Raw genomic sequence first — 14981 nt, forward strand, 5'->3', positions numbered from 1 at the left:
CAAGGGCCTGCAAACATTAACCCTACAAAAAAGTGTCGAATCTTCATTCCTCGATGAGCTAAGCAAATCTGCGGTTCAAGCAAATCGAGCTAAGGGAGGGCATTGTCAGCGCGAAACGAAACACTGTATAAATAACCAGACCTTTAGCTTGGGAGCGGCCTTTATGCTGGTGCACCTGTCCGTACATAACTACGCCATCGTTGAACATCTCGATCTCGAACTCGATCGCGGGATGAGCGTGATCACGGGCGAAACCGGCGCCGGCAAGTCGATCATGCTCGACGCACTGGGCCTGACCTTGGGTGATCGCGCCGACAGCGGCGTGGTCCGTCCCGGCGCTGACAAGGCAGATATCCTCGCAACCTTTGATTTGGCGGACATTCCTGAAGCCAGCGCGTGGCTGGCCGAGCGCGATCTGGATACTGATGGCCCGTGCATTCTGCGCCGGGTAATCACCTCGGAAGGTCGTTCACGCGGATACATCAATGGCACGCCCTGCCCACTCGGCGACCTCAAGTCATTGGGCGAGTTGTTGATCGATATCCACAGCCAGCACGAACACCAATCCCTGCTGAAAACCGATACTCATCGCCGCTTGCTGGACGAATATGCCGGCGCCAACGATCTTGCCCGCCAGGTTCAACTCGCCGCCCAGCGCTGGCGCCAGACTCGCCAGGAGCTGGAACGTCTCTCCAATTCCGGTGACGAACAACGCGCCCGCCATCAATTACTCAGCTATCAACTGGAAGAGCTGGAAAATCTCGGCTTGGGCGATAACGAACTGGAGCAACTGGAGCAGGAACACAAAAACCTGACCAACGCTGAAACCCTGCTAGGCATCTGTCGGCAAGTGGTCGAGCAATGCAGCGAAAGCGATTCCGGCAATGTGCTGAATGCGCTGACCGCCAGCCTCAATCGCCTGTCGAGCGTGAACAATTCCGTTGGCGCACTGGGCGAAGCCAGCAGTTTGCTGACCAGCGCGCAGATCCAGGTCGAAGAGGCCGTAGGCGAACTCAATCGTTTCCTCGACAACTTCGATGCCGATCCGGCGCGCCTGCAATATCTGGAAGAACGTCTCGACGCGATCTACACCTTGGCGCGCAAGCATCGAATTCAACCCACCGAAGTCGGTGAAATGCAGCAGAAACTGCTGGATGAAATCGAAACCCTCAACGCCAATGACGAATCCATCGAGCGCCTGGGTGAAGAGCTGGCCTCATACGCCCGCCACTATCAAGAGAAGGCGCGGGAACTGAGCGATTTGCGGCATCAGGCTGCCGGCAGTCTCGCCAGCGCGGTTGAGCAGGAGATTCAGCGACTGGGTATGCCGGGTGGTCGATTCACCATCGAATTGAAGGCCAACAGCAGTGATGAGTTATTGCCCAACGGGCTGGAACAGGTTGAGCTGCTGGTCAGCGCCAACCCGGGCCAACCGCTAAAGGCGCTGGCAAAAGTCGCTTCCGGCGGCGAACTGTCACGGATCAGCCTGGCGATTCAGGTGATCACCGCGCAGACATCCCGCGTACCAACGCTGGTGTTCGACGAAGTCGATGTGGGTATTGGTGGCCCGACAGCGGAGATTGTCGGTCAGTTGCTACGTCGCTTGGGTGAGCGCGGCCAGGTTTTGACGGTGACGCACCTGCCGCAAGTCGCGGCGCAGGGTCATCAACACTTGTTCGTGCACAAGGTGCGCGGCGATCAGGCAACGCATACCGCCGTATCCAAGCTCAGCAAAAATGATCGTATAGAAGAAGTGGCACGGATGCTCGGCGGCATCGACCTGACCAAGGAATCCCTGGCTCACGCGAAAAAAATGGTCGTCACCGCGAAAGTTTAAGATTTGGAAACAATAGAAAGCACGAAGGCGACCCTTGGGTCGCCTTCGTTCGTTTCGCGAATGTGAAATTCGCGCGACATGCTTACTTTTTCTTGCGCACGTACAGCACCAGGTTGTGATCCACCAACTCGACACCGTGCTCCTCGGCAATTGCCTTCTGAAGCTTTTCGATTTCAATGCTGACGAATTCGACGACTTCACCGGTTTCCACGTTGACCATATGGTCGTGGTGGCCACCGTCAGCCAGTTCAAATACCGCGTGGCCGCCGTCGAAGTTGTGACGGACCACGAGGCCAGCCGCTTCGAACTGGGTCAGAACACGGTAAACCGTGGCCAGACCGACGTCCTCGCCAGCTTCCATCAACGCCTTGTAGACGTCCTCGGCACTCATGTGACGCTGCTCGGTGGAGTCGAGCATTTGCAGGATCTTGACCCGTGGCAGGGTCACTTTAAGGCCGGCTTTGCGTAGTTCGCTATTTTCAACCATGGTCAGCTTTCTCGCGATGCTGCTTCGCAGCTTCTCTTAATGCGGGTATGATCGGCGTTTACGTTGTCCCAGCCAAGATAGTGGAAGTCGCCCACCGATGCAAAACACCAAGCTCTTGCTAACCAGTTTCACCTTTGTGGGACTGCTCGCACTCGCCGGTTGTTCATTCCCCGGGGTTTACAAAATCGACATCCAGCAGGGCAATGTCGTCACGCAGGACATGATAGACCAGTTACGCCCGGGAATGACCCGGCCGCAAGTACGGTTTATCATGGGTAACCCTCTGCTTGTCGACACGTTCCATGCCGATCGCTGGGATTATCTGTACAGCCTGCAACCGGGTGGCGGTGAACGCCAACAGGAACGCGTCAGCGTTATTTTCAACTCAAACGACCAGCTTGTCAGCCTGTCCGGTGACTTTATGCCGGGCGTAAGCCGTGACGAAGCCATTCTCGGCAAGGACAGTGGCACGACCGTGTCGACTCCTGCTGAAAACGCCGAGAAGCCAGAACCGGAAAAACCGGTCAAGCCAGGTTCCTTGCTGGATCAGATCCAGAAGGACGTCGATGGTGTGGAAACCGTTCCGGTTCCGACACCAGAGCCGCTGGACACCTCGCCGCAATAATTTGCGAGGCAATAAAAAACCCGGAAATACCGGGTTTTTTATTGCCTGTGATTTGGCTTTTACGCGTTTCGAGCCTTGGCTTCGGCAGCCTTGGCCGCCCGCAAGCGCCGTACCTCTTTAGGATCGGCAAGCAACGGGCGATAAATCTCGATGCGATCTCCCGCCTGAATCACCCGCGAATCCGGGTCAGCAACTACTTTTCCAAAGATGCCCAGCGCGCACTCCGCCAGATTCAGCTCAGGAAACTCGCTACCAATACCCGATGCAAGCACCGCAGCCCGCACCGTGGCGCCCTCATTTACGCTGACAGCGCGTAAAACCTGACGATCCACGGCCGCGTACACCACTTCTATCTCGATCACCGGTTCAACCATGTATCTGCTTGGCGCGCTGACAGAACGCATCCACCAGCGTATTGGCCGCCTGATTGAACAGCGGACCCAACGTGGCGCGCACCAGCGGCCCGGCATAGTCGAACGACAGATCCAGACTGATCTTGCAGGCCTTCTCGTTCAACGCCTTGAACACCCAAACGCCGTGCAGTTGATTGAACGGCCCTTCTTCAAGGTTCATCTCGATCGACTGTCCCGGCACCAATGTATTGCGCGTGACAAAATGCTGGCTAAGGCCGCCCTTGGCCACGCCAACGCTGGCGCGCATATGCTCCGGCGAGCTTTCCAGCACTTCGGCAGCCGAGCACCACGGCAGAAATTCCGGGTAACGGGCCACGTCGTTGACCAGGTCGTAGAGAAATTGCGCCGGGTACGGCAGCAACGCCGATCGTTGAATATGTGTCGTCATGTAAGCGTTACTTCCAGAGCTGAGCGGCAAACACTACAACAATGCCGATAGGCGCCACGTAGCGCATCAAAAACAAAGACAGGGCGAACAGTGCCGGATTGCGGATCGACAACTCGTCGCGTACCGCTTCACGCCCCATCACCCATCCGGCAAACAGCACGAAACACAGACCACCGAGCGGCAACATGATCCGCGAGGTGAAGAAATCTATCACGCCAAAGAAGTCCAGACCGCTCTGCGCGCCCCATTGGTAGAGGTGGAACATCCCGCCTTCGTTCACGAAAAATTTGGCCTCCTTCCAGATATTGAAGGAGAACACTGTGCCCAGACCAACGAACCAGCAGATGAACGCCAGCCAGAAAGTCACCCACGCGCGACTGACTTTCGTGCGCTCAACCAGATAGGCAACCATCGGTTCCAGAAGCGAGATCGCCGAACTCCAGGCAGCAATCGCCACCAGCACAAAGAACACCACGCCCATCAACTGACCGAACGCCACATTACCAAAGGCAAACGGCAGACTGACGAACATCAGCCCCGGCCCTTCACTAGGGTTCAGGCCGCCGGCAAATACAATCGGGAACAAGGCCAGGCCGGCGATCAGCGAAACAAAGGTATCGAGCAATGCCACGCCGACAACGGTGCCCGACAACGACGAACTCTTCGGCATATAAGCGCCATAGATCATGATCGAGCCGACACCGACACTCAGCGAGAAGAACGCATGCCCCATCGCCGGCAACAAGCCGTCGAGGACTTTTTCCGGGTGGAAGTCGAACATGAAATGCACGCCTTCCATGAAATGCCCGGTGGTCATGCTGTAACCCAGCAGTACCAGGATCATCACGAACAGCAGCGGCATCATGATACGCAGGCTGCGCTCAAGCCCGGCGACCACGCCTTTGGCGATGACGAAGGCCGACAGCAGCATAAAAATCGTATGCCAAAGTGTCAGACGCCATGGATTGGAAATGACATTGCCGAAATACGCACCGACCTGATCGGCCGTGGCGCCCTGGAAGTCGCCGCGGCCCATATCGACGATGTAGTCCAGCGACCAGCCGCCCACCACACTATAGAAAGACAGGATCAGCAATGCCGTGATCATCCCGGCAAAGGCCCCCCACGACCACTTGCCCGAGTGCCCGGCTTCCAGCGCCAGCACCTTCAAGGCGTTCGCCGGACTTTGCCGGGCGCGCCGGCCGATCAGGGTTTCCGCGAGCATGACAGGGATACCGATCAGCGCGATGCACGCCAGAAACATCAGCACGAACGCACCGCCGCCGTAGACCCCGACCATGTAGGGGAACTTCCAGATACTACCCAGTCCCACGGCCGAACCGGTCGCGGCGAGTATGAATACCCAGCGGCTAGCCCAACTGCCGTGGACAGAAACCTTGTCTGTCGACATCGTTTATCACGCCCAAGCGTTAGAAAAAGAGGCCGCATTGTCCGGGATTCACTCAACCTGCTCAAGCACGCAGCATCACCGTAGCCGACAGCGGTTTATCTCCATATAATGCCGCCCCTATGGCTAAACAGAAGAAACACCCAACAGGGACCATCGCGCAGAACAAAAAGGCGCGACACGATTACTTCATCGAGCATAAGTTCGAGGCTGGTCTGGTCCTGGCCGGCTGGGAAGTAAAAAGTCTGCGGGCAAGCAAGCTACAGCTGGTCGACAGCTATGTCCTGCTCAAGGATGGCGAAGCGTGGTTGCTTGGCAGCCACATCACGCCTCTGATGACCGCAAGCACCCACGTCATCGCTGACCCGGTGCGCACACGCAAATTGCTGCTCAACCGCCGCGAGCTGGAAAAGCTTGCAGCGATGGTGCAGCAAAAGGGTTACGCCTGCGTCTGCCTGTCCTGGTACTGGAGCAAGCACATGGTCAAGTGCGAGATCGCTCTGGGCAAGGGCAAGAAGGAATACGACAAGCGTGACACCGAGCGCGAACGCGACGCCGGTCGTGAACTGCAGCGTGCGGTGCGCAACAAGGGCAAGGAAGACTAGTCTTCCCCCCCGAAAGCAAAGATCGTCCGATCGCGGCCCGAGCCTGCGGCATCTCCTACAGGGAAATACATATTCCTGTGTAGGAGCTGCCGCAGGCTGCGATCTTTTGCTTTAAAAAATCACATCCCCTTGCGTCGCTCCGCCCGGGCCATGCGCTGAACCTCTTGCCGCACCTCTTCCAGTACTTCCTGCACATACAAGATATGTCGGCTGGAGACTTCCCGTGCCTGCTCCGCACGACCTTCAATAATCGCCAGGTACAATTCCCGATGCTGGGTAATCAGCATGTCGCGAGTTTCCGTGCGCTGCTTATACATGCCTCCGATGTTGGTCACCACGTTGCGCTTGAGCAGATCGAACAGCCCGCGAATGGTGTGCAGCAACACCGCGTTATGACTGGCTTCAGCAATCGCCAGATGGAATTTCGCATCCGCCGCGCCCTCCTCTGCCCGACTGACTTCATCGTGACGCGAATAGCAGTCCTGCAACTCTTCAAACGCGGCGGTCAGCCGCTCACGATCGACATCGGTGGCGCGCAATGCGGCGTAATAGGCGCACGATGCCTCCAAAGTATGCCGAAACTCCAGTAGATCGCGCTGTGCTTCAGGATTGCTTTCGAGCAACTGCAGCAGCGGATCACTGAACGTCGAGCCGAGGCTTTCCACGACATAGTTGCCGCCGCCCTGACGACTGACGAGCAGACCTTTGGCCGCCAGTTTCTGAATCGCCTCACGCAATGATGGCCGTGATACGCCAAATTGTTCGGCCAGCGTGCGCTCAGCCGGAAGCCGTTCACCGGACTTCAGCGTGCCCTCGAGGATCATCCCCTCGAGTCGCTCGACAATATCGTCAGACAAACGGCGCTGACGTATCTGATCAAACCCCATAACTCATTTCTCCACGATCCCGACCGCTCGCCGGGCTCTCTATTCTGGCCTATCGGCGCCTTGCCGACACCTACCAGACGCCACTTGCCCAAACCAGATCAGATGCGCTCTGCACCGCTTGTTCGACAAAAGTTTCAGGGCGACAAATTGACACACCGCCATCAAGGCTTTTACCCTAGCCAACAGCGATTGTAAATTGGTATTACCAATTACCCAAGAACGCTGACAGTGCCTGACCAACAACAATTAGGGGCCACCCCATATGCAAACCTGGCAACAGCTCTACAGCCCGCTCGGCAGTCTCGGCGTGTCCGCACTCGCGGCCGTCATCCCCATCGTGTTCTTTTTCCTCGCATTGGCGGTGTTCCGCCTCAAAGGCCATGTGGCCGGGAGCATCACCCTCGCGCTGTCGATTGCCGTGGCAATCTTCGCGTTCCAGATGCCGGTCGACATGGCCTTCGCCGCAGCTGGTTATGGCTTCGCCTACGGTCTGTGGCCGATTGCCTGGATCATTGTCGCGGCGGTATTCCTCTACAAACTGACGGTCAAAAGTGGTCAGTTCGAGGTCATTCGCAGCTCGGTGTTATCGATTACTGACGACCAGCGCCTGCAAGTGCTACTGATCGGTTTCTGCTTCGGAGCGTTCCTGGAAGGTGCCGCCGGTTTCGGCGCACCCGTGGCGATTACTGCCGCGTTGCTGGTCGGACTGGGCTTCAACCCCCTGTACGCCGCTGGCCTGTGCCTGATCGCCAACACCGCACCGGTAGCGTTCGGTGCACTGGGGATCCCGATCATCGTCGCCGGCCAAGTCACCGGTATCGACGCGTTCAAGATCGGCGCCATGACCGGTCGCCAACTGCCGCTGCTGTCGCTGTTCGTGCCGTTCTGGCTGGTGTTCATGATGGACGGCCTGCGCGGCGTACGTGAAACCTGGCCAGCGGCGTTGGTTGCGGGCCTGAGCTTCGCCATCACCCAATACTTCACCTCGAACTTCATTGGGCCAGAACTGCCGGACATCACCTCGGCGCTGGCCAGCCTGATATCGCTGACCCTGTTCCTGAAAATCTGGCAGCCAAAACGCACCGCAGGCGCGCAAATCGCCGGCGCCACGTCGAGCGCAGCGATCACCGCCAGCCTCGGCGGTTTCGGCCAGAAGCGCACCACCGTGGCGTCGCCTTACAGCCTCGGGGAAATTTTCAAAGCCTGGTCACCGTTCCTGATCCTCACCGTGCTGGTAACGATCTGGACGCTGAAGCCTTTCAAGGCGATGTTCGCCGCTGGCGGTTCAATGTACAGCTGGGTGTTCAACTTCGCGATCCCACACCTTGATCAATTAGTGATCAAAACCGCACCGATCGTAGCCGTCCCGACTGCCATTCCAGCGGTGTTCAAACTCGATCCGATTTCCGCGACCGGCACCGCTATTTTCTTCTCCGCGCTGATTTCGATGTTAGTGCTGAAGATCAATTTCAAAACTGGTCTGACCACTTTGAAAGAGACCTTCTACGAACTGCGCTGGCCAATCCTGTCGATCGGCATGGTGCTGGCGTTCGCCTTCGTCACCAACTACTCCGGCATGTCTTCGACCATGGCGCTGGTGCTGGCCGGTACGGGCGCAGCGTTCCCGTTCTTCTCGCCATTCCTCGGCTGGCTGGGCGTATTCCTCACCGGTTCGGATACTTCGTCCAACGCCCTGTTCAGTTCGTTGCAAGCAACCACTGCGCACCAGATCGGCGTCAACGACACCTTGCTCGTGGCGGCGAACACCAGTGGCGGCGTGACCGGCAAGATGATCTCGCCACAATCGATCGCCGTGGCTTGCGCCGCGACCGGACTGGTGGGCAAGGAATCAGATCTGTTCCGCTTCACCCTCAAGCACAGCCTATTCTTTGCAACGATTGTCGGCTTGATCACCCTGGCTCAGGCCTACTGGTTCACCGGCATGCTGGTCCACTAAACCTACAAGAAGCATGGAAAAAACCGACGCCGATCCGTGATTTCGGCGTCAGCAATTCACAACCCGGTCTGTAAGGCTGCTGAAAGCAATGCTCTTTATATTCAGCAGCCGCCACAGACGGATAACCGGGCCCACCCGGAGACACGCCTGATGAGCGAGCTTTTTTACAACGCCGTGCTAAACGCGACCCGTGTGGCACCGCCACTGCCCGAACCTCGGCAATACCCCAGCGAGAAACCCTCGCGGGTCTACCTGTTCGGCACGTGCGTGGTCGACCTGTTCTACCCCGAAGCCGGGATGGACGCGATCCGCTTGCTGGAGCGCGAAGGGATCCGGGTCGAGTATCCGCAAGGGCAGAGTTGCTGCGGCCAACCGGCCTACACCTCGGGTTACACCGAGCAGGCGCGGACGGTAGCGCGCTCGCAACTGGCGCTGTTTGCCGGGGATTATCCGGTGGTGGTGCCGTCGGGTTCCTGCGCGGGCATGCTGCGCGAGCATTACGCCGACTTGTTCAAGGACGAGCCGGAGACGTTGAAACAGGTTCAGGCCCTTGCGGCCCGCACCTATGAACTGGCCGAGTTCCTGTTGTTTGTCTGCAAGGTGCAGCTCAAGGACAGTGGCGCACCGGTTAAAGTCGCGCTGCACACTTCGTGTTCGGCACGTCGCGAAATGAACACCCACCTGCACGGTCGCGAGTTGTTGGCGCAGTTGAGCAATGTGGAACGGGTCAATCACGACCATGAAAGCGAATGCTGTGGCTTCGGCGGAACATTCAGCGTCCGTATGCCAGACATTTCCGGCGCAATGGTGGCTGACAAGACCAAAGCGTTGAAGGATTCCGGCGCGCATAAGGTGTTGAGCGCCGACTGTGGCTGTTTGATGAACATCAACGGCGCATTGGAGAAACAAAAAGAAACGCTACGCGGGCAACATCTGGCCAGCTTCTTGTGGCAACGAACCGGGGGTGCGCAATGAGCACTTCCGCGATTATTCCTACGGTCGCCGTAGAAGAAGATTTCCGCACCCGGGCACACAACGCCTTGGGTGATCAGCAGTTGCGGAACAACTTCCGCACTGCCATGGACTCACTGATGGTCAAGCGGGCAGCCGCTTTCAGTGATGCCCACGAAAGAGAACATTTGCGCGCACTGGGCAATTCGATCAAGGCCCGCGCGCTGTCCAAGCTGCCCGACCTGCTCGAGCAACTGGAACAGAACCTGACCCGCAACGGTGTGACAGTGCACTGGGCGGAAACGGTGGACGAGGCCAATGGCATCGTCTTATCGATCATCCGCGCTCACGAGGCGCGGCAAGTGATCAAGGGCAAATCGATGGTCAGCGAAGAGATGGAGATGAACCATTTCCTCGAGGCTCGGGACATTGAATGTCTGGAGTCCGATATGGGGGAATACATCGTCCAGCTCGACCACGAGAAGCCTTCACACATCATTATGCCGGCGATCCACAAGAATGCCGGTCAGGTCGCGTCCTTGTTCCACGACAAACTTGGCGTGGAATACACCAAGGACGTTGACCAACTCATTCAGATCGGTCGCAGGGTCCTGCGGCAGAAATTCTTCGAAGCGGACATCGGCGTCTCCGGTGTCAACTTCGCCGTGGCCGAAACCGGCACCCTGCTGCTGGTGGAAAACGAAGGCAACGGCCGCATGACCACCACCGTGCCACCGGTGCACATCGCCGTCACCGGCATCGAAAAAGTCGTGGAAAACCTGCGTGACGTGGTGCCGCTGCTGTCACTGCTGACGCGCTCGGCGCTGGGCATTCCGATCACCACTTACGTCAACATGATTTCCGGCCCGCGCAAGGAACACGAACTCGACGGCCCGCAGGAAGTCCATCTAGTCCTGCTCGACAACGGTCGCACCCAGGCGTTTGCCGACAGTGAACTGCGCCAGACCTTGAACTGCATCCGCTGCGGCGCCTGCATGAACCATTGCCCGGTCTACACCCGCGTCGGTGGCCACACCTATGGCGAGGTGTACCCGGGACCGATCGGCAAAATCATCACCCCGCACATGGTCGGTCTGGCCAAAGTACCCGATCACCCGAGCGCTTCGTCGCTGTGCGGTGCCTGCGGTGAAGTGTGCCCGGTAAAAATTCCGATCCCGGCGATCCTGCGGCGCCTGCGCGAAGAAAACGTCAAAGCCCCGGACAGCCCGAATCAAGTGATGCGCGGTCAGGGCAGCAAGTATTCGCGCAAGGAACGTTTTATCTGGAACGCCTGGGCCAGGCTCAACAGCTCTCCGACTTTGTATCGATTGTTCGGTTTCTTCGCCACGCGCCTGCGTGCCCTGACTCCGAGTAACGTCGGCCCGTGGACGCAAAACCACAGCGCGCCGAAACCCGCCGCCCGTTCACTGCACGACATGGCCCGCGAGCATCTGGCCAAACAGGGGGACCGCTGATGAGCGCCAAGCAAAATATCCTCGGCAAACTGCGGAAAAGTCTGACCGGCACCACGCCGATTGCCGACAACTTCGATGTCGATCTGGTGACGCAGCCTTACACCTACACTGCTGAACAGCGCATCCCGCAGCTGCGCAAATTGATGGAAGCAGTGCACACCGAGATTCACATGACCTCGGGCGAAGGTTGGCCGGCACTGCTCGCGCAACTGCTGCGCGATCGTCAGTTGCCGAGCCTGTTGATCGCGCCGACGACAGCGCACGGGCAGAAAATCACACAGCACTGGGCGAACAATCCTGATCTGCCAGCGCTGAAGTCCTACGACCGGCCGATGGAAGAGTGGAAAGCCGAACTGTTCAATGACACCCCGGCCAGCCTCACCGGCACCCTCGGCGCGATCGCCGCCACCGGCAGCCTCATCATGTGGCCGACCCGCGAAGAACCGCGTTTGATGAGCCTGGTGCCACCGGTGCATTTCGCCCTGCTCAAGGCCAGTGAAATCCGCGACAACTTCTATCAGGTGCAACAGGAATTCGAATGGGCGCAAGGCATGCCGACCAACGCGTTGCTGGTGTCCGGCCCGTCGAAAACTGCTGACATCGAGCAAGTGCTGGCATACGGCGCCCACGGCCCGAAAGATCTGGTGGTGCTGATTCTGGAGGACCAATGACGCTTCCAGTGAATTTCCTGCGTGATGCGCAACAACTGATTCCGGCCGAGCGCCGCTTTGATGATCCGTTATCGACGCTGGCCTTCGGCACTGATGCAAGTTTTTATCGGCTGATTCCGAAACTGGTAATCCGCGTCGAGTCCGAAGATGAAGTTGTGGCTCTGCTGAAACTGGCTCAGCGCGACCATGTTCCGGTGACCTTCCGTGCGGCCGGCACTAGCCTGTCCGGCCAAGCGATCAGCGATTCCGTTTTGATCGTGCTTGGGGATAACTGGAACGCGCGCGAGATTCGCGGCCAAGGCATGCAAATCCGCCTGCAACCCGGGGTGATCGGCGCGCAGGCCAACGCGTGGCTGGCGCCGTTCGGGCGCAAGATCGGCCCGGATCCAGCATCGATCAACGCCTGCAAGATCGGCGGCATCGTCGCTAACAATGCCAGCGGCATGTGCTGCGGCACCGCGCAAAACACCTACCACACGCTGGCCGGGATTCGCCTGGTGCTGGCCGATGGCACACGTCTGGATACCGAAGACGCTACAAGTGTCGCGGCATTCCGCGTGAGCCACGGCGATCTGCTCGAACGCTTGGCGACATTGGGCCGCGAGACCCGCGCCAACGCCGAACTGGCTGCACGAATCCGCCACAAATATCGTCTGAAAAATACCACCGGCCTGTCGCTCAACGCCTTGGTGGATTTCGATGAGCCTGTGGATATCTTGAGCCATTTGCTGGTCGGCTCCGAAGGCACCCTCGGTTTTATAAGCGCGGTGACTTACGACACGGTGATCGATCACCCGAACAAAGCCTCGGCGCTGATCGTGTTTCCGGATGTGGAAACCTGCTGCAACGCGGTCACCGTGCTGAAAAGCCAACCGGTGTCAGCCGTAGAACTGCTCGATCGGCGCAGCCTGCGGTCGGTGCAGGACAAACCGGGCATGCCCGCTTTCGTACAACAGCTGTCGAACAATGCCTGCGCGTTACTCATCGAATCCCGCGCCGCGTCTTCTACTTTGTTGCAGGAACAACTGGCGCAAATCATGGCGTCGCTCAGCGGTTTCCCGGTGGAAAAGCAGGTCGACTTCACCGAAGACCCTGCCGAGAACGCCAAGCTCTGGGCCATCCGCAAAGACACCTTCCCCGCCGTCGGCGCCGTGCGCAAAACCGGCACCACGGTGATCATCGAAGACGTGACCTTCCCGGTCGAACAACTGGCCATCGGCGTCAATCGCCTGATCGAGCTGTTCGACAAACATGCCTACGACGAAGCGATCCTTTTCGGACACGCGCTGGAAGGCAATCTGCACTTTGTCTTCACCCAAGGCTTCAACAACCCAGAAGAAGTCGCACGCTATCAAGCGTTCATGGACGACGTCGCGCAACTGGTCGCGGTGGAATTCGGTGGTTCGCTGAAAGCCGAACACGGCACCGGCCGCAACATGGCGCCATTCGTGGAACTGGAATGGGGCAGCGACGCCTATCAGTTGATGTGGCAGCTCAAACGTCTGCTCGATCCGAACGGCATTCTCAACCCGGACGTGGTGCTCAGCGAAGATCCGCAGATCCACCTCAAACACCTGAAACCGCTGCCGGCGGCCGACGAGATTGTCGATAAGTGCATCGAGTGCGGCTTCTGCGAGCCTGTCTGCCCTTCGAAAGGCCTGACCCTGAGCCCGCGCCAGCGCATCGTCATCTGGCGCGATATTCAGGCGAAAAAACGTGCGGGCATCGACACCCGCGAACTGGAAGAAGCCTACGAGTACCAAGGCATCGACACCTGCGCCGCAACGGGTCTGTGCGCGCAACGTTGCCCGGTAGGCATCAATACCGGTGAGCTGGTGAAAAAGCTCCGTGGCCGACACGCGACGCATCAGAAAACCGCCGACTGGATCGAAGGAAATTTCGCCAAGACCCTGCAAGGCGCACGCTTCACTCTGCACGTGGCCAACGGTGCGCGGATGATGCTCGGCGCACCGCGTCTGGCGAAGCTTTCAGCAGCCATTACGCGCCTGTCCAAAGGCCAGGTGCCGTTGTGGACAAACGCGATGCCGCAACCGGAAAAAGCGATTCGCTTCAGCCCCAGCGTCTCGGATGAACGTCCGCGTGTGGTCTATCTAGCCGCGTGCGTATCGAGAGTCATGGGCCCGGCGGCGGGCGATAAAGAGCAGATGTCTCTGTACGACAAAACCCGTGGCTTGCTGGAAAAGGCCGGTTACCAAGTGGTCTTTCCGGACAATCAGGACAACCTCTGCTGCGGTCAGCCCTTCGCCTCGAAAGGCTACGCCGAGCAGGCAGAACACAAGCGTCAGGAGCTGATCAGCGCATTGCTCCACGCCAGTCGCGGCGGGCTCGATCCGATCTATTGCGACACCAGTCCTTGCACGCTGCGGCTGGTGCAGGACGTAGGAGAAACCCGTCTGGATCTGTACGACCCGGTGCGCTTCATCCGTACGCACCTTCTTGATCGACTGGACTTCACCCCACAAGACGCACCGATTGCCGTACACGTGACCTGCAGCACACAACATCTGGGCGAAAGCCAGGCGTTGATCGATCTGGCGCGCAGGTGCAGCAACAACGTGGTGATTCCGGAAGGCATTCATTGCTGCGGGTTTGCCGGCGACAAAGGCTTCACCACACCGGAGCTGAACAGCCACTCGCTGCGCACGCTCAAGGATGCGGTGCAACATTGCAGCGAGGGAATATCCACCAGCCGCACCTGTGAGATCGGTCTGACGCAACACGGCGGAATCGACTACCACGGGCTGGTCTATCTGGTGGATCGCGTGACCCGGGCGAAGGCCTGCTGAAGAAAAATAGAACCCTTGAGTTCGACTGTAGTCCACAGATTAACCCCGACTGATCGGGGTTTTTCTTCCATACGGTTGCCCGTCCTGACGGCCAGCGAAGTCTGGACCCACTCGGTTCAAGGAGATACACATGAAACGTTCTGTACTGTTAGGTCTGTTCGTTACTGCATCGATGATGGCGTCCACTTCGTTTGCCGCTGACAAGCCTGCGGACCTGTGTGATGCCAATATTCAGACGATTAACAATTCCAAAGGGCAGCTGTCGGCTAACCCTGAACTGAGTCAACGTGCTGAAACCAGTGTAGCCAGAGCTCAGTCGCTCAAGGCCGAGGGCAAGATTGATGACTGTGTTGCGGAAACCTCGCAAACCATCGTGGAATTGCGCAAAGCTACCGGCACCAACAACTGATCAGCGTCCCGGCCAACCTTCGGGTTGGCCTTGTGGGCCGATTGGCGTACACTGCACACGC

The 14981-nt window shown here is 58.4% G+C and carries 14 protein-coding genes; 9 read left to right on the forward strand and 5 right to left on the reverse strand.

Annotated features, from left to right (window positions below; all coding sequences use genetic code 11):
• Window positions 1-163: 163 nt before the first annotated feature.
• Window positions 164-1837, forward strand: coding sequence for a DNA repair protein RecN (gene recN / locus ACI514_RS21385; RefSeq protein WP_405122320.1), 1674 nt, complete (start codon window positions 164-166; stop codon window positions 1835-1837).
• An 82-nt stretch (window positions 1838-1919) separates the two neighbouring features.
• Here the strand turns inward: recN and fur are convergent, their stop codons facing one another.
• Window positions 1920-2324 (reverse strand): ferric iron uptake transcriptional regulator, encoded by a 405-nt coding sequence (gene fur / locus ACI514_RS21390; protein WP_064119476.1) that lies wholly within the window; start codon window positions 2322-2324, stop codon window positions 1920-1922.
• Between the two features lie 97 nt (window positions 2325-2421).
• On the opposite strand from fur, the gene ACI514_RS21395 reads away from it, so the two are divergent.
• Window positions 2422-2949, forward strand: coding sequence for an outer membrane protein assembly factor BamE (locus ACI514_RS21395; protein WP_160055773.1), 528 nt, complete (start codon window positions 2422-2424; stop codon window positions 2947-2949).
• 59 nt (window positions 2950-3008) lie between these two features.
• Here ACI514_RS21395 and ACI514_RS21400 read toward each other — a convergent pair whose 3' ends face one another.
• Genes ACI514_RS21400 through ACI514_RS21410 form a run of 3 tightly spaced genes read right to left on the reverse strand, consistent with a single transcriptional unit; the run spans window position 3009 to window position 5161 of the window.
• Window positions 3009-3323, reverse strand: coding sequence for an RnfH family protein (locus ACI514_RS21400; protein WP_405122321.1), 315 nt, complete (start codon window positions 3321-3323; stop codon window positions 3009-3011).
• Window positions 3316-3750: a type II toxin-antitoxin system RatA family toxin gene (locus ACI514_RS21405; RefSeq protein WP_053117014.1), complete on the reverse strand. Its 435-nt coding sequence runs from the start codon at window positions 3748-3750 to the stop codon at window positions 3316-3318. Before ACI514_RS21405 ends, ACI514_RS21400 begins: the two co-directional genes overlap by 8 nt.
• A 7-nt stretch (window positions 3751-3757) precedes the next feature.
• Window positions 3758-5161, reverse strand: a complete 1404-nt coding sequence (locus tag ACI514_RS21410) for a sodium-dependent transporter (RefSeq protein ID WP_016986511.1) — start codon at window positions 5159-5161, stop codon at window positions 3758-3760.
• 119 nt (window positions 5162-5280) lie between these two features.
• Between ACI514_RS21410 and smpB the strand changes: the two genes are divergently transcribed.
• Window positions 5281-5763 carry an SsrA-binding protein SmpB gene (gene smpB, locus ACI514_RS21415; protein WP_008088297.1) on the forward strand — a complete coding sequence of 161 codons (483 nt, stop codon included), beginning with the start codon at window positions 5281-5283 and terminating at the stop codon, window positions 5761-5763.
• A gap of 119 nt (window positions 5764-5882) precedes the next feature.
• On the opposite strand, the gene ACI514_RS21420 is transcribed toward smpB, so the two are convergent.
• Window positions 5883-6650 carry an FCD domain-containing protein gene (locus ACI514_RS21420; RefSeq protein WP_007915207.1) on the reverse strand — a complete coding sequence of 256 codons (768 nt, stop codon included), beginning with the start codon at window positions 6648-6650 and terminating at the stop codon, window positions 5883-5885.
• Between the two features lie 262 nt (window positions 6651-6912).
• On the opposite strand from ACI514_RS21420, the gene ACI514_RS21425 reads away from it, so the two are divergent.
• From ACI514_RS21425 to ACI514_RS21450, 6 genes are all read left to right on the forward strand, one after another.
• The gene (locus ACI514_RS21425) at window positions 6913-8607 is read left to right on the forward strand and encodes a lactate permease LctP family transporter (protein WP_405122322.1); all 1695 of its coding nucleotides are present in this window, start codon (window positions 6913-6915) and stop codon (window positions 8605-8607) included.
• A 150-nt stretch (window positions 8608-8757) separates the two neighbouring features.
• Window positions 8758-9582 carry a (Fe-S)-binding protein gene (locus tag ACI514_RS21430; protein ID WP_405122323.1) on the forward strand — a complete coding sequence of 275 codons (825 nt, stop codon included), beginning with the start codon at window positions 8758-8760 and terminating at the stop codon, window positions 9580-9582.
• Window positions 9579-11033, forward strand: a complete 1455-nt coding sequence (locus tag ACI514_RS21435; protein WP_405122324.1) for a LutB/LldF family L-lactate oxidation iron-sulfur protein — start codon at window positions 9579-9581, stop codon at window positions 11031-11033. Before ACI514_RS21430 ends, ACI514_RS21435 begins: the two co-directional genes overlap by 4 nt.
• A complete protein-coding gene (locus ACI514_RS21440) occupies window positions 11033-11704 on the forward strand; it encodes a lactate utilization protein C (protein ID WP_405122325.1) in 672 nt (223 codons plus the stop codon). The genes ACI514_RS21435 and ACI514_RS21440 overlap by 1 nt, the downstream gene beginning before the upstream one ends.
• On the forward strand, window positions 11701-14511 hold the full coding sequence (locus ACI514_RS21445) for an FAD-binding and (Fe-S)-binding domain-containing protein (RefSeq protein WP_405122326.1): 2811 nt from the start codon (window positions 11701-11703) through the stop codon (window positions 14509-14511). The genes ACI514_RS21440 and ACI514_RS21445 overlap by 4 nt, the downstream gene beginning before the upstream one ends.
• A 130-nt stretch (window positions 14512-14641) precedes the next feature.
• Entirely contained in the window at window positions 14642-14920 is a 279-nt protein-coding gene (locus ACI514_RS21450) for a hypothetical protein (RefSeq protein WP_160055761.1), read from the forward strand.
• The last annotated feature ends 61 nt before the right edge of the window (window positions 14921-14981 follow it).

The sequence above is a fragment of the Pseudomonas sp. M20 genome, from assembly GCF_045037865.1.
Lineage (GTDB): Bacteria > Pseudomonadota > Gammaproteobacteria > Pseudomonadales > Pseudomonadaceae > Aquipseudomonas.

Bases quoted from the DNA above. Each gene is read 5' to 3' on its own strand.
- recN (WP_405122320.1), top strand. From the start codon at position 164: ATGCTGGTGCACCTGTCCGTACATAACTACGCCATCGTTGAACATCTC.
- ACI514_RS21450 (WP_160055761.1), top strand. From the start codon at position 14,642: ATGAAACGTTCTGTACTGTTAGGTCTGTTCGTTACTGCATCGATGATG.
- ACI514_RS21435 (WP_405122324.1), top strand. From the start codon at position 9,579: ATGAGCACTTCCGCGATTATTCCTACGGTCGCCGTAGAAGAAGATTTC.
- ACI514_RS21430 (WP_405122323.1), top strand. From the start codon at position 8,758: ATGAGCGAGCTTTTTTACAACGCCGTGCTAAACGCGACCCGTGTGGCA.
- ACI514_RS21420 (WP_007915207.1), bottom strand. From the start codon at position 6,650: ATGGGGTTTGATCAGATACGTCAGCGCCGTTTGTCTGACGATATTGTC.
- ACI514_RS21440 (WP_405122325.1), top strand. From the start codon at position 11,033: ATGAGCGCCAAGCAAAATATCCTCGGCAAACTGCGGAAAAGTCTGACC.
- ACI514_RS21400 (WP_405122321.1), bottom strand. From the start codon at position 3,323: ATGGTTGAACCGGTGATCGAGATAGAAGTGGTGTACGCGGCCGTGGAT.
- ACI514_RS21425 (WP_405122322.1), top strand. From the start codon at position 6,913: ATGCAAACCTGGCAACAGCTCTACAGCCCGCTCGGCAGTCTCGGCGTG.
- ACI514_RS21445 (WP_405122326.1), top strand. From the start codon at position 11,701: ATGACGCTTCCAGTGAATTTCCTGCGTGATGCGCAACAACTGATTCCG.
- ACI514_RS21395 (WP_160055773.1), top strand. From the start codon at position 2,422: ATGCAAAACACCAAGCTCTTGCTAACCAGTTTCACCTTTGTGGGACTG.
- smpB (WP_008088297.1), top strand. From the start codon at position 5,281: ATGGCTAAACAGAAGAAACACCCAACAGGGACCATCGCGCAGAACAAA.
- ACI514_RS21405 (WP_053117014.1), bottom strand. From the start codon at position 3,750: ATGACGACACATATTCAACGATCGGCGTTGCTGCCGTACCCGGCGCAA.
- ACI514_RS21410 (WP_016986511.1), bottom strand. From the start codon at position 5,161: ATGTCGACAGACAAGGTTTCTGTCCACGGCAGTTGGGCTAGCCGCTGG.
- fur (WP_064119476.1), bottom strand. From the start codon at position 2,324: ATGGTTGAAAATAGCGAACTACGCAAAGCCGGCCTTAAAGTGACCCTG.